Source organism: uncultured Friedmanniella sp. (assembly GCF_964244005.1).
Lineage (GTDB): Bacteria > Actinomycetota > Actinomycetes > Propionibacteriales > Propionibacteriaceae > Microlunatus.
Genome location: NZ_CAXTHG010000012.1, coordinates 26,825 through 50,605 on the forward strand (window position 1 = coordinate 26,825; position 23,781 = coordinate 50,605).

Sequence of the window (23,781 nt, forward strand, 5' to 3'; positions counted from 1 at the left end):
GGCCTCCACCCTAATATCGGGCCGGCTGGGGCCCTCGGCCCGAGAACCGAATGGCGTGCCGTCGCGCGAGCCCGCAGAGTGAGCCGGTGAGCAGCCCCAGAGACTGGCGCCTGTTGGTCGCGGTCGGGATCACCGTGCTGGCGTGGGCGTCGGCGTTCGTGGTCATCCGCTACGTCGGCCCGCACTTCTCGCCGGGGTCGCTGACCCTCGGCCGGCTGCTTGTCGGCAGCGTGGTGCTGACCCTCTCGATGGTCGGCCGCCGCCGGGTGCGGCTCGGTCGACGCGAGTGGGCCCTGGTCGCGCTGATCGGAGTCGCTTGGTTCGGGGTCTACAACCTGGCGTTGAACGCAGGCGAGCGGCACGTCGACGCCGGGACTGCCGCGATGCTGATCCAGGTGGCGCCCATCCTGATCGGGGCGCTGGCCGGGCTGGTGCTGGCGGAGGGGTTCCCGCCGATGCTGGTGATCGGCGGGCTGGTCGCCTTCGCCGGGACGCTGGTGATCGGGGTCGCCTCTGGCGCGTTCGGATCTGCGACCAGTACCGGGGACGCCGACGTCGCGGGCGTGCTGCTCGTGCTGCTGAGCGCGGTCGTCTACTCGGTCGCCATGGTGGCGCAGAAGGTGGTGCTGCGTCGGGTTCCCGGTCTGCAGGTCACCTGGCTGGCCTGCCTGGTCGGTACGGTGGTGACGCTGCCGTTCGCCGGTCAGCTGCTGCACGAGGTCGCCGCCGCGCCGACCCGATCGGTGCTCGGCGTGGTCTACCTCGGCGTCGTGCCGACGGCGCTCGCCTTCTCGACCTGGGCCTTCGCTCTGAGCCGGACCACCGCCGGACAGCTGGGCGTGACCACCTACGCCGTCCCACCCATCGCCATCACGCTCGGCTGGCTGCTGCTGGGTGAGGTTCCCGCCCTGCTCGCCATGCTCGGTGGGGTCCTGTCCCTGGTCGGGGTGGCCATCGCCCGCCGCCCGTCACGGCCGGTCGCCCTCCCCTGAGGATGCCGAGTTGTCAGACTTAGGCGGTGCCCGAGCACCCTGAGCGTCTGACCAGTCGGGTTGGATCGAGCAGACGCGCACCCAGGGCGAGCACGGCAGCACTCGCTTGGGCCGGGTCCTCGACGATGACGCGACGTGCATCTGTTGGGGATACGCGGGATCGGGCCACTGCGGCGGTCTGCCGCGAGCTCGGACGCCAGCCCGAGCTCTGGTCGTCGGCCGCCACGACCACCCCGTCCGGTGTACCGAACGTCACCGGCAGCGCCAGCCGCGCGGAGGAGAAGGCGGCCAGGCCGGCCGGGTCGGGGGCATCGAGCACGACGTGGTGCGGCCGTCCGAACACCGATCATTCACCGCCTTTCACCTGAGCCGTAACGAAACTGCATCGACCACCCGATCAGCGGGTGCTACCCGATTACGCTCCCACCGTCGCACGTCCTCGGTTCCGACGTAGCACGGCGACCGCACGCTGAGCCCTCGGGAAGGACACGTCATGTCGGGTTACCAGTACGAGCCGGGACGCGTGCAGGCGTACGGACGCCCACCGGTCCCGCCCGCACCTTCCACTGGGTACGGCTGGTCGCCCGGCCCGCCCACGCCGCCGATGCCGGCCCCAACCCCCCGACCCTCGCACGCTTCGCTGGCCGCGCTGATCCTCGCCGGAACAGCGCTGCTGGTGGCGGTGGTCGCGCTGGTGGTCGTGCTCGTGGGTGGTGCGGGACTCGGTCCCGGCGAGGGTGGGGGCAGCGGCTGGAACGCTCCGTTGACCGGCCGGCTCGACTCCGCGCCCACGAACGACCTGGCCGGCGGCACCCTGCAGAGCGCGGTCAGCCAAGTCATCCTCGAGGACGGCGGCAACGTCACCCAGCTGACCTGCCCGGCGACCCCGTCCGTCGCCCAGGGCGTCGTCACGGTCTGCCACGCCACCATCGACGGCGACCCGTGGGCCGTGGTCGTGCTCTTTGAGGACGCCGACGGCACGTTCACCCTCGACCTCATCTAGAGCCTCAGCGGTCCGGCCCCGGGCCGGGCTGGCAGCGTGGGCACCACCAGGTCCGCCGTCGGTTCGGGTCCCCGGGCACCTCGGCGGCGACCTCGATCACGGTGCCGCAGCGCCGGCACGGCTGACCCGAGCGGCCGGCCACCCAGTGGTCCTGGCCGCGCCGGTTGTTCCCCGTCGTGACCTGGTAGGCGCCGGGCACGAGTGCGGAGTGCCGCAGCGTCCGCGCGGCGAGCGCGACCACGGCCTTGAGGTCGGTCTCGCCGGCCGGCGTCCACGGGCTGTGGCCGCGCAGGAAGCAGAGCTCGTTCACCCAGAGGTTCCCCAGCCCGGCGAGGTTCCGCTGGTCGAGCAGCGCCGCGGCGAGCGGACGTCCGGGCTGGGCGGCGAGGTTGGCGGCGGCCTGGTCGGCGTTCCAGTCGGCGCGCAACGGATCCGGCCCGAGGTGGCCGACGACCTCGGACTCCTCAGCGGTCCGGACGAGCTGGACCACCGGCATCGAGACCCCGTACACCGTGGAGCCGCGGTCGGTCTCCATCAGCACCCGGACCTCAGGCAGCAGGTTTCGCGGCAGCCGTTTGCCCGGCCCGGTGATCGACCAGGAACCGTCCATCTTGAGGTGGGTGTGCAGGCTCAGGCCCGAGTCGAACCGGGTCAGCAGGTGCTTGCCGTGGGTGTCCAACTCGAGGACGGTATGGCCGGCGAGGTCGTCGGTGGCGTGCGCCGGCACACGCAGCTCGCCCCGGGTCAGCGTCCGTCCGGTCAGGACGGGAGAGAGACGTCGGGCGACCAGGTAGACGCTGTCACCTTCGGGCACCCGGTCAGTCTGCCGAGCGGCACAAGCGGTCGGGGGAGAGGGGTCACGGCCGGCGGTACGTCGCCCGACCCGCCCAGAAGGTCGCCACGACTGGGTCGGGTAGGTCGCGCCCGTGCCAGGGGTTGTTCCGGGAGAGCGAGGCGGAGGCGTCCCGGTCGACGACCTGGCGCGCGGTCGGGTCGACCAGGGTCAGGTTGGCGGGTTCGCCCACCGCGAGCGGACGGCCCTGCCCGGTCAGCCGGGCGATCTGCGCTGGAACCACGGACATCCGCTGCGCCACCTCGCCCCAGCTCAGCCGTCCCGGTAGCACCATAGTCTCGACCACCACCGCGAGCGCGGTCTCGAGGCCGAGCATCCCGAACGCGGCTTCGGCGAAGGCGTGCTCCTTGTCGTGCCGGGCGTGCGGGGCGTGGTCGGTGGCGACGGCGTCGATGGTCCCCTCGGCGAGCGCCTCGCGTAGCGCAGCGACGTGCTCGTCGGGCCGCAGCGGCGGGTTGACCTTGTACGTCGGGTCGTAGCCGCCGACCTCGGCGGTGGTGAGCAGCAGGTGGTGCGGCGCGACCTCGGCGGTGACCCGGATCCCGCGGGCCTTGGCCCAGCGCAGCACCTCGACGGTCTCGGCGGTGGAGACGTGGCAGACGTGTACCCGCGACCCGGTCAGCCGGGCCAGCTGCACGTCGCGGGCCACGATGGTCGACTCCGCGGCCGCGGGCCAGCCGGGCAGACCGAGCCGGCCGGACAGCTCGCCCTCGTGGCAGCAGGCGTCGGGGCCGGCCAGCCGCGGGTCCTGCGCGTGCTGGGCGATCACCCCGTCGAACGCCCGGACGTACTCCAGCGCCCGCCGCATCAGGCGCGCGTCGGCGACGCAGTGGCCGTCATCGGAGAAGACGTTCACTCCTGCGGAGCGGTGCATCAGGCCGAGCTCAGCCAGCTCCTCACCGTCCAGACCCTTGCTCACCGCGCCGACCGGTACGACCTCGGCGTAGCCCTCGCGGCGGCCGAGCTCGACCAGGTGGGCGGCCGCTTCGCCGGTGTCGGTGACGGGCCGGGTGTTGGCCATCGCCAGCACGGCGGTGAAGCCGCCCTGCGCCGCCGCGGCCGTACCGGTCGAGACCGTCTCGGCGTCCTCGCGGCCCGGCTCGCGCAGGTGGGTGTGCAGGTCGACGAGCCCGGGCAGCGCGACCAGTCCGCTGGCGTCGAGCCGCTCGGTGTCGGCGGCCGCGGTCGCGGGGTCGGCGAAGCGCCCGTCGCGCAGCAGCAGATCGCCACGACCGGCGCTGAGCAGGTCGGCGCCGGTGACCAGCACGTCGGACATCAGTTCTCTCCTCGAGCCGGGCTGTCCTCGCCGCCGAGCAGCTCGTACAGCACGCTCATCCGTACCGCCACCCCAGCGGCGACCTGGTCGAGGATCAGCGAGTTGGCCGCGTCGGCGGCGTCGGCGGAGATCTCCAGCCCGCGGTTCATCGGCCCGGGGTGGCAGATCGCCGCGCCCGGCTTGAGCCGGCCGAGGCGTTCGCGGGTCAGGCCGTAGCCGACGGTGTACTCGCGCGGGGTCGGGAAGTAGCCGCCCGACATCCGCTCGCGCTGCACCCGCAGCATCATCACGGCGTCGGCCTCGGGCAGCACCTCGTCGAAGTCCGAGCTCGTGGCGACCGGCCAGCTGTCGACACCCGAGGGCATCAGCGTGGGCGGCGCGACCAGCACCACCTCGGCGCCAAGCGTCCGCAGCAGCAGCACGTTGCTGCGCGCGACCCGGGAGTGGGTGACGTCCCCGGCGATCACGACGACCTTGCCGTCGAAGGTGGTCCGGTCGGGTTCGGTGACCCGGAAGTGGCGGCGCAGCGTGAACGCGTCGAGCAGGGCCTGGGTGGGGTGCTCGTGGGTGCCGTCGCCGGCGTTGATCACGTGCGCGTCCACCCACTGGCTGGCCTGCGCGGGGGCGCCGGAGGCGTGGTGCCGGATGACCAGCGCGTCGACCCCCATCGCCGCGACGGTCAGCACGGTGTCCCGGAGCGACTCGCCCTTGGAGACCGACGAACCTTTGGCGCTGACGTTGATCACGTCGGCCGACAGCCACTTGCCGGCCAGCTCGAACGAGGACCGGGTACGGGTCGAGTCCTCGAAGAAGAGGTTGACCACGGTCCGGCCACGCAGGGCGGGCAGCTTCTTCACCGGACGGGCCTGAACCTGGGCCATCTCCTCGGCCAGGTCGAGGATCTGCGTGGTCTCGCCTCTGCCGAGGTCGGCGGCGGACAGCAGGTGCCGCATCAGCGGGCCACCTCCGTCGGACCACCGGGGTCGCCGGGGGCGATGGTGACCTCGTCCACCCCGTCCACCTCGGTCAGCCGGACGCTGACCCGTTCATCCGTACGGGTCGGGATGTTCTTGCCGACGTGGTCGGCGCGGATCGGCAGCTCGCGATGGCCGCGGTCGACCAGCACCGCCAGCCGGACGGCGCGGGGGCGGCCGAGGTCGCCGAGTGCGTCGAGCGCCGCGCGGACCGTACGGCCGGAGAACAGCACGTCGTCGACCAGCACGACCACCGCGTCGTCCACGCTGGTGGGCAGTCGACTGCGGCCGACGGCGCGGGTGGGGTGGCGGCGCAGGTCGTCGCGGTAGAGCGTGATGTCCAGCGCGCCGACGGGGATCGCGACCCCCTCGACCTCGGTCATCGCGGCGGCGAGGCGCTCGGCCAGCGTGACGCCCCGGGTGGGGATGCCGAGGACCACGAGGCCTGCGGCTCCACGGTTCCCCTCGAGCACCTGGTGGGCCATCCGTGCGCACGTCCGGGTGATCTGGTCGGCGTCCATCACGAGGCGGGAGGTCGCCGTCCCGGGCTCTGACAACTCCGCTGACCCCTTCCGGCTGGCTCGTCCGCTGGTGCGGCGCCCCTCCCGCTACGGTGGAGGGGTGAACGAGCTCACGAGCATGCTAATGCCTCTCGAGACTTTGCCCGGCTGGCCCGCGGCGCCCGACCCGCCGGCGCTGCACGTGCTCGGGCTGCTGGTCGGGTTGCCGCTGGTCGTGATCGCGCTGGTCGCGGTGATCGCCCGGGTGCACCATGCGACGAAGGGCAACATGGGCGTGCCCGCGGTGGCCAACCAGCCGGTCTGGGTGAACGGCCGTCGGATCGAACCGGCCACCCAGGACCCCGGCAGCCGGGAGGCGATCGAGGCGGGCCACGACGCCGTGAGCGCCGGCGTCGCCTCCGGCCAGGACGGACCGACCGAGAGCACCGGGGGTGCCGGTGCCCGCTGGTGAGCCGCTGACCCCCACCGACCACCTCCGGCTCGAGCGTGCGGTCGCCGTAGCCGAACGCTTCTCCGGCCTGAGGTTCTCGATCTTCGTCGGCCTCTCCGAGGACGACGCGCGCCTCTACGCCGAACGCCTGCACGCAGGCCTGCCCGACCCCGACCGATCCGTGCTGGTGATGTGCGACCCCGCCCTGCAAGCCCTGGAGATCGTCACCGGCGCCGGGACTCGTCGCGTCCTCGACGACTTCGACTGCCGGCTCGCCGCCGCCTCGATGCAGACCTCCTTCGCCGCCGGCGACATCGTCGGTGGCCTCGCCACCGGCGTCCAGCAGCTCGGCCAGTCCGCCCGCAAGCCCAAGACCCTGCACGCCGCCCGCCGCTGACGCCCGAGTTGTCAGAACCTCAGGGGGCTTGAGCCTCGTGAGGGTCTGACAGCTCAGAGGGCAAGGAGGGCTCGGGCGGAGCGGGCGCTCCTGCTGCTGCCGCGCAGCTCGGCCAGCCAGGTGCGTAGAGCCGGGTCGTCCACAGGACCGCCCAGCCTCAGCTGTTCCTGATGCAGCAGGTCCAGCAGCGCGTACAGGCCGTGGTGGCTGGACGGCAGCTGCGGCACCAGGTGCGTGAGCACCTCGACCACTGCGGTTCCGCCCCCACCGGAGGCGGCGTTACGGAGGCTCTCGGCCCAGCGGGTGGCCTTGCTCGGTCCGGCCATCGCCGACATCGCGTCGGCGAGCTGCGGGGCCGGCAGCGCGCCGCCCAAGAGGTGCAGGAACACGTCGGCGGCCAGGACCCGGTCCTCCAGTCGTCCCGCAGTCAGCCCGAGCGCGAGGACGGACGCGGCCAGTGGACCGAAGCGGCCGGGGTGTCGGCCGAGGGCGCGGAGCACGTGCGCGGCGTCACCGCTGCCAACACTCCACTGAGCGCTGCCCAGCATGGGCTGGAGCGCGTGGTCGCTGAAGTGCTCGGCGTCGTGCGGCCAGACGGTGGCCGCCCAGGCGTGCCAGGCTGCGTCGACGTGTTCGAGCTCGCCCAGGCGGTGTGCCGGGAGCGCGGTGGGTCGCCGTACTCGGTCGCCTCGGGATCGACGCGAGGCGTGGGCGAGCACGACCTCGGTCTCCCAGGACTCTTCATCCCACGTCACCATCCCCAGCACTCCCCGAACCTCGCGGTGGCGGAGCGCCGTGACGGCAAAGTCCAGCCCGATACCCTCCCCGGCCTCGTACAGCCCGGCGCCGATCAGCACCGGGTCGTCAGCCAGCGGGGCGCGGGCGCGGGACGCCGCCACCCAGAGGTCGACGTCCTTGACGTCGGCGGTGGTCGCTTGGTCGTCTCCAAGCGCATGTCGTAAGGCCTGGCCGAGCTCGCCCGGCAGGTCTGCGTCGGCCAGGGCCTCGCGCCGACTCTCGGGATGCAGTCGGAGGAACCCGGCGACCAGGTCCGCCGGCCGTCGGTGCGGGCTGCCGGCACGAAGGCGGCGTACCAGAGCTTCGGCGCTCACCCAGCCGGCCGCCACGTCCGGGGTGGCGACCAGCGGTCCTGGCCCGGCGCGCCGTTCGAGGATCTGCTCCACCTCGCCGAGCCGGTCCACCAGGAAGGCGAGGACAGGCCCCTTCGGCCGGCTCACCGGCAGCGGTTGTCCGCACGCGACGGTGACCAGGCGCGCCACCTGGCCGCCGAGCCACGTGTCTCCCTGCCAGTCGCCGCCGTGGCCGCGATCCACGATCGCGCTGGCACGCTTCAGCAGCGGGGTCAGGAGCGCTGGGTTGTCGGTCCGCGCCAGCTGGTCGAGGACCAGCTCGAGCTCCAACGGGTCGCTCGCGTCTTCCATCAGCGCGGCCAGCCGCTCGAGCAGGTCGGTCGTAGTCACTGGTAGGAGCGATGGAAGCTCGAGCCCAGTCGCCGGCGGGGCGGCTGGTCCAGCGGACGGACCGCCCAGACCGAGCTCGCGCCGGACCACCGCATCGAGCACGCCCGCAGCCGCGGTCAGCTGCTGGTCGGCTCCGGCGCGACTGAGCAGGGCAGCAGCCGCGCGCTGCACGTCGGCGTGCGGATGGGCCAAGGCTTCGCGAGCGCGGACGACGACCTCGGCGTCGGGCGTGCGCTGGTGGATCGCCTTGAGCACGGCGAGCCCGTTCAGAGCGTGGGTCTTGGTGCGTGCGGTCATCACCGGCCCCAGCTCGGCGGCCGTTTCGCGGTCGTCGAGCAGCCCGGCGCGTCCAAGGAGCGCGAGCCAGCGCAGGGCGGGGGTGATCGCGGCCGACTCGGTCGACCGCAGCAGCCGGCGGAGAGCCGGCTGGCGTGCCGCCAGCTCGGCGACCGAGATCTCCAGCGCCTCGAGCAGGTGCCCGAACCACTGCAGCCGGTATCCCGGCCACTCACCACCGAGGGCGGAGAGCGCCGCGTCGACGACCCGTTCTCGGTCGATCCGGCCGTCCTCGATCATGACGAGGACGGCCCGCTGCCAGGCGCCCGAGGAGTACTGGTCGGTCTGGAACAGGCTGATCGACCCGTTGCCGGGGACCTCGAAGATCCGCCAGAACGTACGGTCCAGCAGCTCCGGATCGCCGGCGAACCACTGCTCGGGCTGACCTACCGCGCGGCTCTCGTGAGTCCAGGAGGCGGCCAAGCCCCAGATCATCGCGGTGACGTACTGGTCGTCGTGCTCCAGGTCGACCAGCCCGGCGCGCTCGACCACCCGCACGTCGAAGAAGTTCTTCCGGGTGAAGAACTCGAGGTCGGCGAGCCTGTGCCGCAGCGCGGGCGCCAGCCAGGTGGGCATCCGGGTCGTGGGAGTGTGTGGCTCCTTGTCGTCGAGCGCGTCCCGCACGGCGTCGGCAACCGCCCAGGAGAGTGCGGCGTCCTTCTCCCAGCGCTCCTCGAAGATCCGGGACCTGGCGCGCTCGCCGTGCTCGACCAGGAGTCCGCCCAGTACGGCGGGCGGCACGGCGGCAAGATCGCTGGGCGTCCGGGTCCGCGTCCGGCTGGGCTTGTGGTGGTGGTGAAGGGATGACGTCGGTCGCACCGCGGGCCGGACCGCGGCCTGCTCGAGCAAAGCACTGAGCTCGTGCTGGACGCTGGGCTCGAGGGCCGCGAACTCTCCAGCCGGAATACCGTCCGGACCGCGGGCCAGCAGCACCCGGCCAGCCTGCCGCTGCACCTCCGCGTCGATATGCCCGAGTGCCGCCATGGCAGCCGCAACCACCTCGGATGTCGGTGAGCGGTCAGCGATGGCGGCGAGTAGCCGGACTGCAAGCCGGGCCGTCGTCCTGGAACGGATCGTGACGGCCGGCTGCAAAGCCGTAGCGGTCGCGTCGTCGTCGAGCAGCTGGGCCCGGTCGAGCTGCAGCAGCCGGCGGACGCCGTACGTCACCACCGTTGGCGACGCAGTGGTCAGCAGGCGGCGGACCGCAGGCTGGTGGACGGCGAGCTCCTCGGTGGTAACCGCGAGGGCGTCGAGCATGGCGACGTACCACGCCGTCAGGTCGGCGGTCGGCTCGCCGGCCAGACCGCCGAGACATGCGGCCACCGCGAGCCCCCGTGCCCGCTCGTCGGAGACCACGGCGGCGGCCAGAGGCTGTTGCCAGCTCCCCCGGAACGGCCGGTCGTCCTGCGGGCTGATCCCACGCTCGCACTCGTCCGCGGCGAGCCGGTGCACGATCCGGTCCACCAGCGCAGGGTCGCGTTCGACCTGCACGAGCAGGTCCTCCGTCACGTCACCCGAGCGCACCCAGTCGTCAGACAGGTGCAGCATCGCCAGGGCGTAGTCGGTGGAGTGCTCGAGCTGGATCAGGCCCAGCCGTTCGAGGGCGCGGATCGACTGGGCGGACCGAACAAGGACCGCGCGCGGCGCACGCAGCTGGGCGATCACCACGTCCCCGAACCAGCCGGGCATCGCCAACGTCGGCTGAGCGGGCGTAGCACCGGTCGCAGCAGCCGCCAGCGCATCGCCTACGGCTCGAATGGTCGACGAGCCCCGGCGCCAGCTCTCGTCCTCCGTGCTGGTGCGGGCCCGCTCGCCGTACTCCACGACGAGCCCGCCGACCAGTGCCGGCGGCAGCGCTGCCAGCGACGACCACTCGAGCTCGGCACCGGTCACCGCGGCATTCTGACACCCCTACGGCCGTCGCGGGTTAGAGTCGTCGAATGAGCGAGACGGTGCTGACGTACCGTGCCCCCTCGGCGGCGACCACCGACGCATTGGGGACCAATGTCCTGCTGGTCAGCGAAAGCGCTGCGCCCGCGCTGATGGTCGACAACTTCCTCACCCATCCCGCCCAGGCGGCGGCCGCCCTGCTGCTGGTGGCGTCGGTCGCGCGCTCCCGTTTCTATCTCCCGCCCAGCATGGTGGCGGCCATCGTCGCCGCCGCTGACCCCGTCGTCACCGCCAACACCGACCGGCTGCGTTTCGAGAGCTTTTCGGCGTGCTGCGGCGTCGCCGCCCGCTATGACGTACTGCCGGGGGGTATGGACGGGGCGCCGCTGCGGACCGGGACCACCAACGTCGACCTCAACTCGCCGGTCCGCGAGGCTCTAGCCGAGGTCCGCTCCGAAGGCCCGTTGCACCTGAAGGTGGGGACCGACGTCACGGTGACGACGATGCGGACCAGCATCGTCGAGCGCAAGGTGCCGTTGCCGACCCGCTGGGTGCGAGGCTTCGCCGAGGCGCAGGCGGCTTCGGTCGGCCTGGTCCGGCGGTTTGAGCTGAGCACCGCCGAAGCCCGTCGATTCCTGCGGAACCTGCCGGCCAGCTCGAACGGTCGCTCGATGCTCTACGTGGTACGCGCGCGCGACGGCCTCCGGCTCACCTCCTCGGCCGCCGCGGGCGCCGTACCGCTCGGTGGCCCCGCGCGCCTCCGGGTGCTCGAACCGATGCTGGCGTACGCCGACCGCCTGTCGGTGTACGGACCGGCGACGCCCGGGCCCGGGGTGTCGCTGTGGCAGCTCGACCTGCCCGACGGGCGGTTCTCGCTGACCCTCAGCGCGGCGGCGATGCGTGGCTTCTCCGGTGAGGGCGGCCTGCTCTTCGACCTTGCCGACCCGCACGCCGTCGACGACGCGCTGCTGCTCACCGCCTTGCTGTCCTACGACCCCGTGCTCGACGTGGACCGGCTCGCGCGCGACTCCGGGCTCGACCGCCGTCGCGTCCTCGTCGCGCTGGCCCAGCTGGCCGCCGCGGGCCGAGTCGGCTACGACGCCGCAGAGGGCGCCTACTTCACCCGCGAGCTGCCCTGGGACCGCGAGCTGTTGGAGTCCATGCACCCTCGCCTTGCCGACGCACGTCGGCTGGTGGCGGCAGGCGCCCTCCAGCCGAAGGGAGCGGTCACCGAGGTGAGCAGCGGCAGCAGTGTGCACCTCGTGCGGCAGACCACGGACGGCTTCGGCTGCACCTGCCCCTGGTACGCCCAGAACGGCACGAATCGCGGCCCGTGCAAGCACGCGCTCGCGGTCCACCTCACGGCCGCCCGCCGCTGAGACCGTTTTGGCGGTCATCCGCACCAGACGTCGGAGCCCGCCCACCTCGGCTACCATCAAGCGCCGTCGGCCCGGCACTCGTCATGTCTTCAGCGAAAGCCCTGAGCCCGACAGACTGTGAGTTTGTGTCCCGACTACGGGACGCTCACTCACACTCTGTGCGTGGACCGTGGTCTGGCCGCCCGATGTTTGTCGCTTCCCCAGCAGTTGCTGTTCGAGCGCCGCCGGCGCCCACCTGCTCAACGCCTGGAGCTCGGGTTAGGCGGGACGGTTGAGGAAGGCGTGCCACAGGTGCAGGGCCGCGTACGAGCGGTAGGGCGACCAGGCGGCGGGGTCCACGATTCTGCGGGCGACCAGCTCGCGGGCGAGCACCAGATCGGTGCTGAGCAGGACGTCCGGCGCGTGACAGACGCGCATCAGCACGTAGTCCGCGGTCCAGGGACCGATCCCCGGGCAGTCCAGCAGGGCCGCACGGACGGCTATCGGGTCGGGGTCGGCGAGGTCGATCCGACCTTCAGCCAGCCGTTCAGCGAGGACGACGATGGTCCGGCCGCGCGACCGCGGCATCGGCAACGTCGTCGGGTCGACCGCCGCGAGGGCCTCAGCGGTGGGGAAGAGCAGGGTCAGTGCCGCGTCCCCGGTTGCAACGGCGTCGCCGTGCCGGGCGGTGATGGTCGCGGCGCAGGTCCGGGCCGAGGCCAGCGAGATCTGCTGACCGATGACGGTCCGGAAGACCATCTCGGCCGGCTCCAGCACGCCCGGGACCCGCAGCCCCGGGGTGGCCCGGACCAGGTCGCCCAGGTCGGGGTCCGCTCCGAGACGGGCGTCGACGGCGGCTACGTCGGCGTCCGCGTCCACCAGGTGCCGGACGCGGTCCAGCGCTTCGGGCCGGTCCTGGGGATCGACCTGCAGCTCGGCGGTCAGCCGCCGTCCGTCCCACGCGAGCCGCACCACCCCGGGGCCGTGCGGCAGCCGGAGCGTCCGCGCGTACCGGGATGTCCCCTGCTCGACCCCGCCACTCTCGACGCCGGTCACAGCGTGTCGGTGCAGGAAGTCCAGCAGCGCCGCCCCGGCGAACGGGCGGACGACCTCGACCTCAACCAGCGGTCGCCCCCAGGAGGTGCGGCCCGAGGAGGTGCGGCGCGACCGCCTGGCAGGCGAGGGCCCGGAGGGTCTCGTCGCGTCGTTCCAGCACCGTCCGGAGCGCGGAGCTGCCGACCTCGGTCCGGGCGAGCCAGATGTCCAGTCGGTCGAGGAAGTCTTGCTGGTCGGTCGGCCAAGGGAACAGGTTGCGCAGCGCGCTCTTGCGCAACGAGATTCCCTTGGTCGCCCAGACACCGCGAGAGGCCGAGATGTCCTCCACCAGCGAGAAGTACCGGTCGATGTAGGGCGCCAGCACCTCGTCCTGGCCGCGCTGCCAGAAGCTGAGGCAGATGGCGCTCTGCTGGGAGTTGGGGATGTCGTCGCCGTCGGCGGCCAACTGCCACGCCTCGGCCTTCGCCGCCGCGGTCGGTCGTGCGGCCCGGGCACCGGCCGCGCGTTCCTGGCCGGTCACCGACCCGTCCGCTGACTCCTCGGCCGCGATCGCGGCCTCGTCGAGCCGGCCGAGCGCGGCGAGGCGGCCGACGATGGCCCAGCGCAGGTCCTGGTCGACGCGAAGTCCGTCCGGCACGTCCTGTCCGGCCAGCCAGCCGGCAACGACCTCGGCGGGACCGTCGTCGCGGGCCGACGCCACCAGGGCGCGGGCCAGGGACAGCTGCTCGTCCGAGCCGGCAGTCGCGGCGCCCAGCTGCGCGAGCAGCCCCTGCTGCCAGGAGGTCGCAGTCGCGGCGCGGCTGGCCAGCGGCGTGTAGCTGGCGACGGCCGTCGCGGCCTGGGCGAGCAGCAGGCCGACGGTCGTCGCGTCGCCCTCACGGCCGACCCCTCGCAGCACCAGGTCGACGAAGGCGTCCGCCGGCAGCAGTGCGTCGCGGCAGCCGTCCCACATCGCCTGCCACAGCACAGCCCGCGACAACGGGTTGGGCAGCCCGGGCAGCGCGGCCAGAGCCGTCCGCTGCGACTGCGGGTCGAGCCGGGTCTTGGCGTAGGTGAGGTCGTCGTCGTTGACCAGCACCAGGTCGGGCCGGTCGCGGCCGACCAGGGCCTCGACCTCGGTCAGCTCACCGCTCACGTCGACCTCGACCACGTCCGTACGCTCCAGGACCCCGGCGGTCAGCGCGTAGACCCCGAGCCGGACCCGGTGGTCGCGCAGGGTCGGCCAGCTGGGCTGCGCGCTCTGACGGACCGCGGCCCGGGTCACCTGGCCGTCGGCGTCCTCGAGCTCGAGGGTCAGCGTGTTGACCCCGGCGGCCTCGAGCCACTGGGCCGACCAGGCGGACAGGTCGCGGCTGGACGCTTCCTGCAGCGCCGCGAGCAGGTCGGCCAGCGAGGTGTTGCCGAAGGCGTGCCGGGCGAAGTACGTCTTCACGCCGGCGAGGAACGCGTCCCGGCCGACGTAGCCGACGAGCTGGACCAGCACCGACCCGCCCTTGGCGTAGGTGATCGAGTCGAAGTTCGACTCGACCGCCTCGAGGTCGACCATGTCGGCGGCCACCGGGTGGGTCGAGGGCAGCTGGTCGGCGCGGTAGGCGTTGGTCTTGAAGCCGCTGAGGAAGCGGGCCCAGACGGCCGGCTGGTCGTCGGACTGCTCGCTGACCGCGAAGTTCGACGCCCAGGTGGCGAAGGACTCCTTCAGCCACAGATCGTCCCACCAGCGCATCGTCACCAGGTCCCCGAACCACATGTGCGAGAGCTCGTGCAGGATCGTGTCCTGGCGCCGCGACCGCGAGGCGGCGGTGACCCGGCTGCGGAAGATGTACTCGTCCCGGAAGACGACGCAGCCGATGTTCTCCATCGCGCCGGCGTTGTACTCGGGGACGAAGACCTGGTCGTACTTGCCGAAGGGGTAGGGGAAGCCGAAATGGCCCTCGAAGACGGCGAAGCCGTTGGTGGTGATCGTCAGGATCTCCTCGGCGTCGAGGTCCTGCACCAGCGACTGGCGGCAGTAGAGCGCCATCGCCAGCTCCCCGGCCTGGGCGACGTAGCTCGAGTCGACCCGCGCGTAGTCTCCGGCGACCAGGGCGGTCAGGTAGGTCGAGACCAGCTCGGTCTCGCTGAACCGGGCGCGGACCAGGCCCTCAGCCACCGCGTCGCGGGCCAGCAGCGTGCCGTTGGAGACCACCTGCCAGTCCTCGGGCGCCACCACCGACACCGTGAACCGGGCCTTCAGGTCGGGCTGCTCGAAGTTCGCGAACATCCGACGCGCGTCGGCGACCTCGAACTGGGTGTAGAGGTACGTCCGGTCGTCGACCGGGTCGACGAAGCGGTGCAGCCCCTCGCCGCTGCGGCTGTACCGGCAGACCGCGACCACGGTCAGCTCGTGCTGACCGGGGGTCACCGCCAGCGGCAGCCGGGCGCCGTCGAACGTCGCCGGGTCGAGCGGCTGCCCGTCGAGGGTGGCGCTGCGGACCGACTCCGCGATCAGGTCGACGTGCGTCTGACCGGTGTCGTGCCCGGTGAAGCTGATCGTGGAGGTCGAGAGGAAGAGCGTGGTCGGCTCGGCCACGTCGCGGCCGGAGAGGTCGATTTCTAGGTGGTAGCGGGCGGTGCTGAGCAGGCCTGACCGGTGAGTGGCTTCCGCACGCGTCAGGTTGTCGGGAAACATGGACCGATCCTGTCACGGGGTGGTGACAGTGCTGCTCCTCCGGGGCGCGGTCAGTGGCCTCTGCCACACTGCTGCCATGCGCGTACACATCGGCACCGACCATGCCGGCTTCGACCTCAAGAACTACCTCGTGACGGCCCTGGTCGCTGACGGCCACGACGTCGTGGACCACGGGCCCGCGGCTTACGACGCCGAGGACGACTACCCCGTCTACTGCATCCCGGCGGCCGCGGGGGCGGTGGCCGACCCCGGTTCGCTGGCCATCGTCATCGGCGGCTCGGGCAACGGCGAGCAGATCGCGGCCAACAAGGTGACTGGTACGAGGGCGGCGCTCGCGTACGACGTCGACACCGCGACCCTGGCCCGCCAGCACAACGACGCGAACGTGATCTCGATCGGCGCCCGGATGCACACCGAGGAGGAGGCGTTGGCGTTGGTCCGGGTCTTCCTGGCCACCCCGTTCAGCGGCGAGGAACGGCACGCCCGCCGGATCGCGCTGCTCGCGGACTACGAACGGCGCCGCGGGGCTTGACCGGTTCGGCGTCCGTCGACGCGCGCCAACAGCTCGGCGAGCACGTCGGAGGCCAGCTCCTCGTCCGCGACGTCGGCACGCGACACGTCCCGCGCCCGAAGAGCACGGTCGGGTGTCACCAGACCCGAGACCCCGTCCCGCCCGAAGTCGCGGGGCCAGAGGTCCCGTGACTGCTGCGGTTGTCCCGCGTACGTGCCCCCGCCGTGCGGTCCCGGGGAGCGGGTCCCCGGTGCTGACGCACCACTCATGGCGCCCACGTTAGTGGTCAACTCCCGGAAACGACCACCGGTAGACCCGCGACCGCCCCGATCCCGGCAACCGAAACTCAAGCGTGACCGAGGTCAGCTCAGGAGGGATCGATGACGGCGTCGGTGTTCCGGTGGGGCCCGCTCGAGGTGGTCTTCGACGAGGCCGGAACCGTCACCGCCGTCCGTCACGACAGCGACCCGACGGCCAGCTGTCTCACCTCGGCGGGCCAGGTGGTGGCGACCACCGGCGGCGCCCCGGTCGACTGGTCGGCGGCTGACGTGGGCCTGGACACCGACGAGGTCGAGGTCGTCCGCCGCAGCGGCGACCTGCGGCTCGTCGTCCGGCACAGCTTTGCCGCCGGCTGGAGCGTCCGGGTGACCCTCAGCAACGCCGGAGCATCCACCGTGACGCTGGAGGAGGTGCTGCTGACCTGGCGGTGGCCGCCGGACCGACCGGCCTGGGCGGTGGCCGCTGGCGCAGCGGGCAGCCTGGCCGTCCTGGCCCCAGACGGCGCCGGGCCGCTGCTCGGCGGGGTTCTCCGGCTCGGCTCGGTACACCGCATCGACGCTGACGGCTTGCACCTCGGGCCGGTGCTGCTGGAGCCGCGGGGGCGCTACGTCGAGCAGTGGCAGTGGGACGCCTACGACGCTCCGCGGGACTTCGAACGGCGGCAGTCTCCGGGTGTACCCCGACGGCTCGACGTGACCCTCGACGAGGTCGTCACCCTCACCGCCGACGACGACGAGGCGCTCGTCCTCGATGCCGAGCTGCACGCCGAGACGGTGCGAGACACCGTCGAGCTGACCGCCGCCGCACCCGGCCGCTACCGGGTGGAGGCGCGTTCGGCGCGCGGAGTGACCGCCTACGAGCTGGGGGTCGGCGACATCTTGGAGACGGTGCTCGGCGACGCCGCCCTCGAGCTCGTGGTCGGTCCGCGGACCGGCGCCCGGGTCGTCCGGTTCGCCGACGTCGACGCGGCGCTGGTGGTGCAGCGCGCGCTGGCGCTGGGGATGGAGCACTGGGAGCACCAGTTCTCCGCCGAGGACGGGCTCGACCTGTACGGCAGCCGGCTGCCCGAGATCGGCCCGTTCGACCCGAAGACCATCGCGTTCCTCTGCGGTGAGCACACCCGGACCAACGACCCCGAACCGCTGAACTGGGCCACCCGTGGCGTGCTGTCGACGCAACAGCCCGAACCCGGGCTGGGCATCGCCGCCACCCAGGTCTGCCTGGCCCGGCTGCTTCTCGGCCGCTCGATCGCCCCCGTCGTGGACCACCTGCGCGTCCTCGTCGCCGGGGCGGCGATCGATCCGGCGGCCGTCCCGCGGCGTGAGCAAGCGGCCCTGCTCGAGCTCGAGGTGGTGACCATGCCGCAGCCGGGTCCGGCACCGGCGCCCCTGCTGGCCCGAGCCGCTGCGCTGGGCAGCTGGGTGGGCGCCGGGCTGCGCGGCCGGGCCGTACCCCCGCTGCCCGCCGACGAGCTCGCACACCTGGCGGCCGTCCTGGCCCTGCTGCCCGAGGCCGTCAGCGTCGAGCTCGGCCACCGGTGGGGGGCCAGCGCCCACGAGCTCGCCCGGCGCGCCCAGGCCGAGGTGCTCGTCCGCTCGACCGGCACCCGGGTCGGCCCGGCGCACGGCTGGCTCGTGCTGGCTTCGCGCTCGGACGAGGGCTGATCGGCCACGGGGTTGCCGCTCCTGCGCCCCTTCGCCGCTCCTGCGCCCGCTGTACGGGGCGCGGGAGCAGTTTGGGGGCGCGGGAACGTGCCGCGCGGTCAGATCGCCCGCGGGAACGTCGCCCGCTTGGCGGGAGTTCGTAGAAAGAGGCCTGTGGACAAGTCCTGGCGTCGAGCTGGATCTGCAACAGTGGGAGCGTGAGCAGCACGGCGAGCACCTCACCCCCCTCGACCGCCCCCAGCGAGTCACCGGTATCGAGCGGGGCCGTCCCGGCGGTGCCCGGACTTGCCCCCGAGTCGCCGCCCGCACCCCGTGCCCGCCGGATCGAGCGGCCCGAGCGGCGGCTGCCCAAGCTGCCGTACGTGGTGTCCCGGCTCTTCTTCGTGGGCGCGATCGTGCTGACCCTGCAGGCGCTGCTGCCGGGCGTGGTCTGGACCGGCGTGGTGGTCGACGCGTACTCGACGGTCGTGCTGCCGGTGGACGGCGGCACCCTCGGCTACGCCGTGCTGCTGGCGATCCTCGGCGGCTCCCTGGCCCGGCGCAAGCAGACGGCGTGGGTGGTGTCGTTGGTCCTGGTGGGGATCTCCCTGGCCGGTGACCTGATCGCCGTCGCCGGTCTGTTCGCCGGCGCGCTCAGCCGCCAGGTCGACTACGCGTCGCTGCCGCTGCTCGCGCGGTTCGCGTTCAACCTGCCGGTGCTGGGCTTCCTGATGATCTGCCTGGTGGTCTACCGCGCCGAGTTCAGCGCTCGCCGCCCTCCGGGCAGCATCCGCAAGGCCCTGCTCACCTTGCTCGTCGGTCTGGTCGTCAGCTTCGGAGTTGCGCTGGCCCTGGTCTCGGTCTTCCCCAACCAGCTCGCCGGGCCTCGCGGCCGCTCCGCCTGGATCCTGCGCCGCTTCATCACCGTGCTCTTCGGCAGCGACAACGACGTCGATGCGCCGCTGGTGAACGCCCCACCGAGCTGGATCAACACGGTGGTGGGCGTGCTCGCCGGACTCAGCCTGCTGGCCGCGCTGATCGCCTTGATGCGGTCGCAGCGGCGGGCGGCGCTGATGTCGGCCGAGGACGAGCCACGGGTGCGCGCGCTGGTCGCGGAGTCCGGGTCGGACTCGCTCGCCTACTTCGCCACCCGCCGTGACAAGTCGGTGATCTTCGCCCCCAACGGACGCTCCGCAGTGACCTACCGCGTCGACCTCGGCGTCTGCCTGGCCAGCAGCGACCCGCTCGGTCCACCCGACCACTGGCCCGGCGCCATCAGCGCGTGGCAGGACCTGGCGCAGACCTACGGCTGGACGCCGGCGGTGATCGGGGCCAGCGAAGCCGGTGCCACCGCGTACGCGCGCGCCGGCCTGCGCGTGATCCGGCTCGGCGACGAGGCCGTGCTGTTCACCCGGGACTTCCTGCTCGAGAGCCGCGAGCTGCGTGCGGTGCGGCAGGCGGTGCATCGGCTGGAGCGAATGGGCTATGGCACCCGGATCCGTCGGCACGGCGACATCAATGCCGAGGAGATGGGCCAGCTGGTCGCGCTCGTGGACGCCTGGCGCGACACCGAGACCGAACGCGGCTTCTCGATGGCCCTCGGCCGGCTCGGCGACCCGGCCGACGCCGACTGCCTGATGGTCGAAGCCCTCTTCCCGGCCGACCGGCTGGCCGCCGACTCAGCAGTCACCGACTCACGAGCCGGCGGCGCCGGCGAGGTGGCCGGGCTGCTCTCGTTCGTGCCGTGGGGCAGCGACGGCTTCTCCCTCGACGTGATGCGCCGGTCGCCGCAAGCCGACAACGGGGTCACCGAGCTGATGGTCTGCGCGCTGATGGCGGCGGGGCGTGAGCTCGGGGTGCACCGGGTCTCGCTGAACTTCGCCGTCTTCCGCTCGGCGTTCGAGGAGGGGGCCCGGATCGGGGCCGGCCCGGTGGTGCGGCTGTGGCGGCGGCTGCTGCTGGTCGCCTCGCGCTGGTGGCAGATCGAGTCGCTCTACCGCTCCAACGTGAAGTACCACCCCGAGTGGCAGCCGCGCTTTCTCTGCTTCGACGAGACCCGCGACATCGCGCTGGTCGGGGCAGCGTCGGGAGTGGCCGAGGGCTTCATCGACCTGCCGACCTTCCTCCGGCCGCGGCTGAGCGACGTCCGCTCGCTCGCCAGCGGTACGCCGTCCACCGCCGCCGTCGGTACCGCGCCCATGACGCCCGAGCCGACGCCCGGACGGCGGGTGCCCGAGCAGGTCCAGCAGCGGACGGCGATCCGCAGCGGCCTGCTGGCGCGGGGGATCGACCCGTACCCGCCGTCCTTCCGGCCCAGCCGGAGGGCGGCGGAGCTTCGGCTCGGGATGCCGGCGTCGGTCGCCGGTCGGGTGCTCGCCGTCCGCGACCTGGGCGGGGTCGTCTTCGTCTCCATCCAGGACTGGAGCGGGCCGGCTCAGCTGATGCTGACCAGGGAGACCACCGGGGCCGCCGCGCTCGCCGAGCTGCGCCAGGTGATCGGCCGCGGTGACCACATCGGGGCCGAGGGGGTGATGGTTCTCTCCCGCAGCGGCGAGCTGTCACTGGAGGTCACCGGCTGGCTGCTCACCGCCAAGGCGTTGCGGCCACTGCCCGACCTGGCTGCGGTGGCGCGCGACGGCGGCATCCGCGACCCCGAGGTCCGGGTTCGTCAGCGCTACCTCGACCTCGCCGTCAGCTCCGTCGCCCGGCACCGTCTGGTGGCGCGCTCCGCGGCGATCCGGGCTGTCCGCGACACCCTGCACGGGCTCGGGTACCTCGAGGTCGAGACGCCGATCCTGCAGACCGTGCACGGCGGGGCCAACGCACGCCCGTTCCGTACCCACATCAACGCCTACGACCTCGACCTCTACCTGCGGATCGCCCCCGAGCTCTACCTCAAGCGGTTGATGGTCGGTGGCGTCGACCGGCTGTTCGAGATCGGTCGCAACTTCCGCAACGAGGGCGCCGACGCCACCCACAACCCTGAGTTCACGATGCTCGAGGCCTACGAGGCGTACGGGGACTACACGACCATGCGCACGGTCGCCCAGCAGCTGATCACCACCGCCGCCCGGGCCGTCGCCGGCACCCCGGTGGTCCGTGGGACCGACCTCGAGGGCCACGTTCACGACGTGGACCTGGGCGAGCCGTGGCCGGTGGTGACGGTGCACGACGCGATCGCCGCCGCGGCCGGGGTGCCGGTCACGCCCGACACGGCGCTGGCCGAGCTGGCCGCGCTGGCCCGTCGGCTGCAGCTCGACCTCGACCCGAGGTCGAGCCGTGGCGACGTGGTGCTCGAGCTCTACGAGCACCTGGTCGAGCGATGCACGGTCCGGCCGACCTTCTACACCGACTTCCCGGCTGAGGTGTCACCGCTGACCCGACCACACCGCCACGACGACCGGTTGGCCGAGCGCTGGGACCTGGTGGCCTTCGGAGCCGAGATCGGGACGGCGTACTCCGAGCTCGTCGACCCGGTGGAGCAGCGGGCCCGTTTGACCGCCCAGTCCATGCTGGCTGCGGGTGGTGACCCCGAGGCGATGGAGCTCGACGAGGACTTCCTCGTCGCGCTGGAGCACGCGATGCCGCCCTCGGGCGGCCTCGGGATGGGGATGGACCGGCTGGTGATGCTGCTGACGCAAGCCTCGATCCGGGAGACGATCGCGTTTCCACTCGTCCGGCCCAGGGGAGCGCGGTGAGGCGGTATGCCTGGCCGGTCGTGGGGCTCCTCACCGTCCTGACCTACAACTCCTGGGCCTTCTGGGAGGTCAACGGTCGCGCCCGGATCTTCGACGGCTACCTGTCGGAGTTCTCGGCCTCCAACCAGCCGTACAGCTTCTTCTTCCGCGGCGGCGACCTGACCACCGCGCTGCTGGTCCTCGCGCTCGTGTGGCGCGCCGTCACGTGGCACCGGCTTCGGCAGGCCAGCAGCCGGTGGGAGGTGGTGGCCTGGCTCGGCCTGCTGCTGTTCGCCGTCTCGACCGGCCTGGACGCGTTCTTCTCGATGGACTGCTCGCCGACCCTGAGCGAGGCCTGCCGGGTGGCGGAGGAGACCGGCCGGCTCTCGCTGATCCACTACGCCCACACCTACACCAGCGTCGGAGCGCAGACCGGGATCGTGGTCTCGATGGTCGCGGCCTACCTCGCCCTGTTGCTCGCGCCGCCGCGTCCGGGTCGGGGTCGCCACGTCCGGCGGGTGGTGTTGGCGCTGGCCCTCGTCGAGGTGGTGGCGCTGCTGATCATGATGGTGCTGCTGGTTGCGGGCCTGCCCGGCCTCGGCTACCCGCAGGTCGTGATGGTGCTGGTCGCCTCGCTCTGGTTCGCGGTCGTGGGCTTTGACCTGGTGCAGCCGCCCCCGCCGGCGTCGGCCGGGACGCCGCCGCGGCCGCTCGAACGTCCGGTCGCCCGGTGACCGTCATCCGGCTGGCCGGCCGCGACGTCCGGCTGACCACGCGGGCCGGCCACGGCCTGACGGTGGTGCTGGTCGGCGGCTGCGGGGTGCCGTCGCCGTTGTGGCAGCCCGTGGTCGAGCTGCTGCCGGGACGGGCGGTCACCCGGCTCGACCGGCCCGGTCTCGGCTCGCCCTGGCCCGGGCGGCTTCCCACCCTGGCCGAGGAGGTCGACACCCTGGCCGCGCTCGCGGACCGGATCGGCAGCCCCGTCGTGCTGGTGGCGCACTCGATGGCCGGACCGCACGCCGAGGCGTTCACCCGGCTCCACCCGGACCTGGTCCGGGGTCTGGTGGTGGTCGACGGCAGCGTCGAGTGGGACCTGCGGCCGGCCGGCGTCCGGGACCGCGGTCTGCGCATGTTCTGGCTCGCCGCCGCCCGTGTCGTCCGCCGACTGCTCCGGCCGGAACCGTTCCGGGTGCTGGGCCGGCTGGCCGGTCGGGTCGTGGTGGCGCTGCAGAGCCGGCTGCGGATCTGGAGCCCGATGCCCGGCGTCGCGATCCTCGGTGAGCCCGACGCCGCCGCGAGCGTGCTGGCCGAGAACGGCGCGTACGCCGACCAGCTGCGCGACCTCGACCAGGTCCGGGCCCAGGACCCGTGGCCCGGGACACCGACGGTGGTGCTGACCGCGGCCGGCGACGGCGGCCCGTCCTGGGTGGGCGACCAGCGACGACTGGCCGACCTGCTGGGCGCCGACCAGGTGGTGGTAGAAGATTCTCGGCACCTGATGATGCTGGACTGTCCCGCGTCCGTGGCCGACGCCGTCCGGACTGTCGCCCCGGTAGGGGAGAAGGAGGTCTCGTGAAACTGACCCGTTCGGACTCAGGACAGGCGCTGACCCTGGTCGCCGAGCTCTGGTATGCCGAGGCCCCCGACCTGGACGACCCGGCGCTGCTGTCCGCGCTGCGCGAGGTGTCGGCCGAGGCCGAGGCGCAGCACGGCTCGTTCACCGTGCCGCACCCGGTCCCCGCGCCGGAGGCGCCGCCCTCGGAGACCGAGGCAGGCCTGCCGCCGCTCGTGACCGCGGTCGTCGCCGGGTCGCCGCTCGGGCACGACGGCAAGACGCTGCCCGACGTCAGCCAGACCTGGAGCTGGCCCGAGGCCGAGGCCGCCGTCGCCGGCTGCCGGGCCAGCGTGCTGGTGACCGAGATGCTCGTCGAAGGTCGCAGCCCGACCGAGCGGGTGACCGCCCTCGGCCGCGTCGTCGAGGCGCTGATCGGGGCCACTGCGCCCGCCGCGATCCACTGGGGTCACAGCATGTGCGTCAGCGACCCATCCGCCTTTGGGGCCGGCGACGTCGACGGGGTGATCAACGTCCGGATGTACACCGATGCGCACGACGCCCAGGCGCTGGCGATGGACACTCTCGGGCTGCACGTCTTCGACCTGCCCGACGTCCAGTGCCACTTCCGCGACCGCGAGCCCGGCGAGATCGCTGAGCTGCTCTTCGCCACCGGGGTCTACCTGTTCGAAGCCGGTGACGTGATCGAGGACGGCAACACCATCTCGGGCACCGACGGCGAGGGCCGCTACCCCTGCCACCGCGAGGCGTCGCTGCTCGACCCCGGCCGGCTCGTCATCGACGTCGACCTCGGCGACCCGTACGCCGCCGGTCAGCGCGACCGTGCGGTCAGCAGTGGTTGAGCCCGGGGGGCACAGTAGGGG

20 protein-coding genes are annotated in these 23,781 nt (G+C 72.7%); 11 read left to right on the forward strand and 9 right to left on the reverse strand.

The window, feature by feature from the left end; genetic code table 11:
- Positions 1–86: 86 nt before the first annotated feature.
- Positions 87–992 carry a DMT family transporter gene (locus ACFE76_RS09590; protein ID WP_375431524.1) on the forward strand — a complete coding sequence of 302 codons (906 nt, stop codon included), beginning with the start codon at positions 87–89 and terminating at the stop codon, positions 990–992.
- Positions 993–1,011: 19 nt separating this feature from the next.
- Here the strand turns inward: ACFE76_RS09590 and ACFE76_RS09595 are convergent, their stop codons facing one another.
- Positions 1,012–1,335 carry a VOC family protein gene (locus ACFE76_RS09595; RefSeq protein WP_375431525.1) on the reverse strand — a complete coding sequence of 108 codons (324 nt, stop codon included), beginning with the start codon at positions 1,333–1,335 and terminating at the stop codon, positions 1,012–1,014.
- Positions 1,336–1,485: 150 nt separating this feature from the next.
- Between ACFE76_RS09595 and ACFE76_RS09600 the strand changes: the two genes are divergently transcribed.
- Complete coding sequence (locus ACFE76_RS09600) at positions 1,486–1,995, forward strand: DUF4333 domain-containing protein (RefSeq protein ID WP_375431526.1); 510 nt, start codon at positions 1,486–1,488, stop codon at positions 1,993–1,995.
- Between the two features lie 4 nt (positions 1,996–1,999).
- Here ACFE76_RS09600 and ACFE76_RS09605 read toward each other — a convergent pair whose 3' ends face one another.
- Genes ACFE76_RS09605 through pyrR form a run of 4 tightly spaced genes read right to left on the reverse strand, consistent with a single transcriptional unit; the run spans position 2,000 to position 5,619 of the window.
- Positions 2,000–2,809, reverse strand: a complete 810-nt coding sequence (locus tag ACFE76_RS09605) for a DNA-formamidopyrimidine glycosylase family protein (protein WP_375431527.1) — start codon at positions 2,807–2,809, stop codon at positions 2,000–2,002.
- A gap of 43 nt (positions 2,810–2,852) precedes the next feature.
- A complete protein-coding gene (locus ACFE76_RS09610; RefSeq protein ID WP_375431528.1) occupies positions 2,853–4,124 on the reverse strand; it encodes a dihydroorotase in 1,272 nt (423 codons plus the stop codon).
- The gene (locus ACFE76_RS09615; protein WP_375431529.1) at positions 4,124–5,077 is read right to left on the reverse strand and encodes an aspartate carbamoyltransferase catalytic subunit; all 954 of its coding nucleotides are present in this window, start codon (positions 5,075–5,077) and stop codon (positions 4,124–4,126) included. The genes ACFE76_RS09610 and ACFE76_RS09615 overlap by 1 nt, the downstream gene beginning before the upstream one ends.
- On the reverse strand, positions 5,077–5,619 hold the full coding sequence (pyrR, locus tag ACFE76_RS09620) for a bifunctional pyr operon transcriptional regulator/uracil phosphoribosyltransferase PyrR (protein ID WP_375431604.1): 543 nt from the start codon (positions 5,617–5,619) through the stop codon (positions 5,077–5,079). The genes ACFE76_RS09615 and pyrR overlap by 1 nt, the downstream gene beginning before the upstream one ends.
- 124 nt (positions 5,620–5,743) lie before the next feature.
- Here pyrR and ACFE76_RS09625 point away from each other — a divergent pair, with 124 nt between their 5' ends.
- On the forward strand, positions 5,744–6,070 hold the full coding sequence (locus tag ACFE76_RS09625) for a hypothetical protein (RefSeq protein WP_375431530.1): 327 nt from the start codon (positions 5,744–5,746) through the stop codon (positions 6,068–6,070).
- Positions 6,051–6,446, forward strand: a complete 396-nt coding sequence (locus tag ACFE76_RS09630; RefSeq protein ID WP_375431531.1) for a DUF5130 family protein — start codon at positions 6,051–6,053, stop codon at positions 6,444–6,446. Before ACFE76_RS09625 ends, ACFE76_RS09630 begins: the two co-directional genes overlap by 20 nt.
- A 53-nt stretch (positions 6,447–6,499) precedes the next feature.
- Here ACFE76_RS09630 and ACFE76_RS09635 read toward each other — a convergent pair whose 3' ends face one another.
- The gene (locus ACFE76_RS09635; RefSeq protein ID WP_375431532.1) at positions 6,500–10,156 is read right to left on the reverse strand and encodes a DUF6493 family protein; all 3,657 of its coding nucleotides are present in this window, start codon (positions 10,154–10,156) and stop codon (positions 6,500–6,502) included.
- A 47-nt stretch (positions 10,157–10,203) separates the two neighbouring features.
- Here ACFE76_RS09635 and ACFE76_RS09640 point away from each other — a divergent pair, with 47 nt between their 5' ends.
- Entirely contained in the window at positions 10,204–11,532 is a 1,329-nt protein-coding gene (locus ACFE76_RS09640) for an SWIM zinc finger family protein (protein ID WP_375431533.1), read from the forward strand.
- 258 nt (positions 11,533–11,790) lie between these two features.
- On the opposite strand, the gene ACFE76_RS09645 is transcribed toward ACFE76_RS09640, so the two are convergent.
- Positions 11,791–12,636, reverse strand: coding sequence for a DNA-3-methyladenine glycosylase family protein (locus ACFE76_RS09645; RefSeq protein ID WP_375431605.1), 846 nt, complete (start codon positions 12,634–12,636; stop codon positions 11,791–11,793).
- Positions 12,629–15,235, reverse strand: coding sequence for an aminopeptidase N (gene pepN / locus ACFE76_RS09650; RefSeq protein ID WP_375431534.1), 2,607 nt, complete (start codon positions 15,233–15,235; stop codon positions 12,629–12,631). The genes ACFE76_RS09645 and pepN overlap by 8 nt, the downstream gene beginning before the upstream one ends.
- 76 nt (positions 15,236–15,311) lie before the next feature.
- On the opposite strand from pepN, the gene ACFE76_RS09655 reads away from it, so the two are divergent.
- Positions 15,312–15,767, forward strand: coding sequence for a ribose-5-phosphate isomerase (locus ACFE76_RS09655; RefSeq protein ID WP_375431535.1), 456 nt, complete (start codon positions 15,312–15,314; stop codon positions 15,765–15,767).
- On the opposite strand, the gene ACFE76_RS09660 is transcribed toward ACFE76_RS09655, so the two are convergent.
- The gene (locus ACFE76_RS09660) at positions 15,743–16,015 is read right to left on the reverse strand and encodes a hypothetical protein (protein WP_375431536.1); all 273 of its coding nucleotides are present in this window, start codon (positions 16,013–16,015) and stop codon (positions 15,743–15,745) included. The two genes, ACFE76_RS09655 and ACFE76_RS09660, sit on opposite strands and share 25 nt — an antisense overlap.
- A gap of 111 nt (positions 16,016–16,126) precedes the next feature.
- Between ACFE76_RS09660 and ACFE76_RS09665 the strand changes: the two genes are divergently transcribed.
- The 5 genes from ACFE76_RS09665 to ACFE76_RS09685 all read left to right on the forward strand — a co-directional run bounded on the left by ACFE76_RS09665 (position 16,127) and on the right by ACFE76_RS09685 (position 23,760).
- Positions 16,127–17,689, forward strand: a complete 1,563-nt coding sequence (locus tag ACFE76_RS09665) for a hypothetical protein (RefSeq protein ID WP_375431537.1) — start codon at positions 16,127–16,129, stop codon at positions 17,687–17,689.
- 197 nt (positions 17,690–17,886) lie between these two features.
- Positions 17,887–21,366, forward strand: a complete 3,480-nt coding sequence (gene lysX, locus ACFE76_RS09670; RefSeq protein WP_375431538.1) for a bifunctional lysylphosphatidylglycerol synthetase/lysine--tRNA ligase LysX — start codon at positions 17,887–17,889, stop codon at positions 21,364–21,366.
- Positions 21,363–22,079, forward strand: a complete 717-nt coding sequence (locus ACFE76_RS09675) for a DUF998 domain-containing protein (RefSeq protein ID WP_375431539.1) — start codon at positions 21,363–21,365, stop codon at positions 22,077–22,079. The genes lysX and ACFE76_RS09675 overlap by 4 nt, the downstream gene beginning before the upstream one ends.
- Positions 22,076–22,921 (forward strand): alpha/beta fold hydrolase, encoded by an 846-nt coding sequence (locus tag ACFE76_RS09680; protein WP_375431540.1) that lies wholly within the window; start codon positions 22,076–22,078, stop codon positions 22,919–22,921. Before ACFE76_RS09675 ends, ACFE76_RS09680 begins: the two co-directional genes overlap by 4 nt.
- Positions 22,918–23,760 carry a DUF4261 domain-containing protein gene (locus ACFE76_RS09685; RefSeq protein WP_375431541.1) on the forward strand — a complete coding sequence of 281 codons (843 nt, stop codon included), beginning with the start codon at positions 22,918–22,920 and terminating at the stop codon, positions 23,758–23,760. The genes ACFE76_RS09680 and ACFE76_RS09685 overlap by 4 nt, the downstream gene beginning before the upstream one ends.
- Positions 23,761–23,781: the final 21 nt, after the last annotated feature.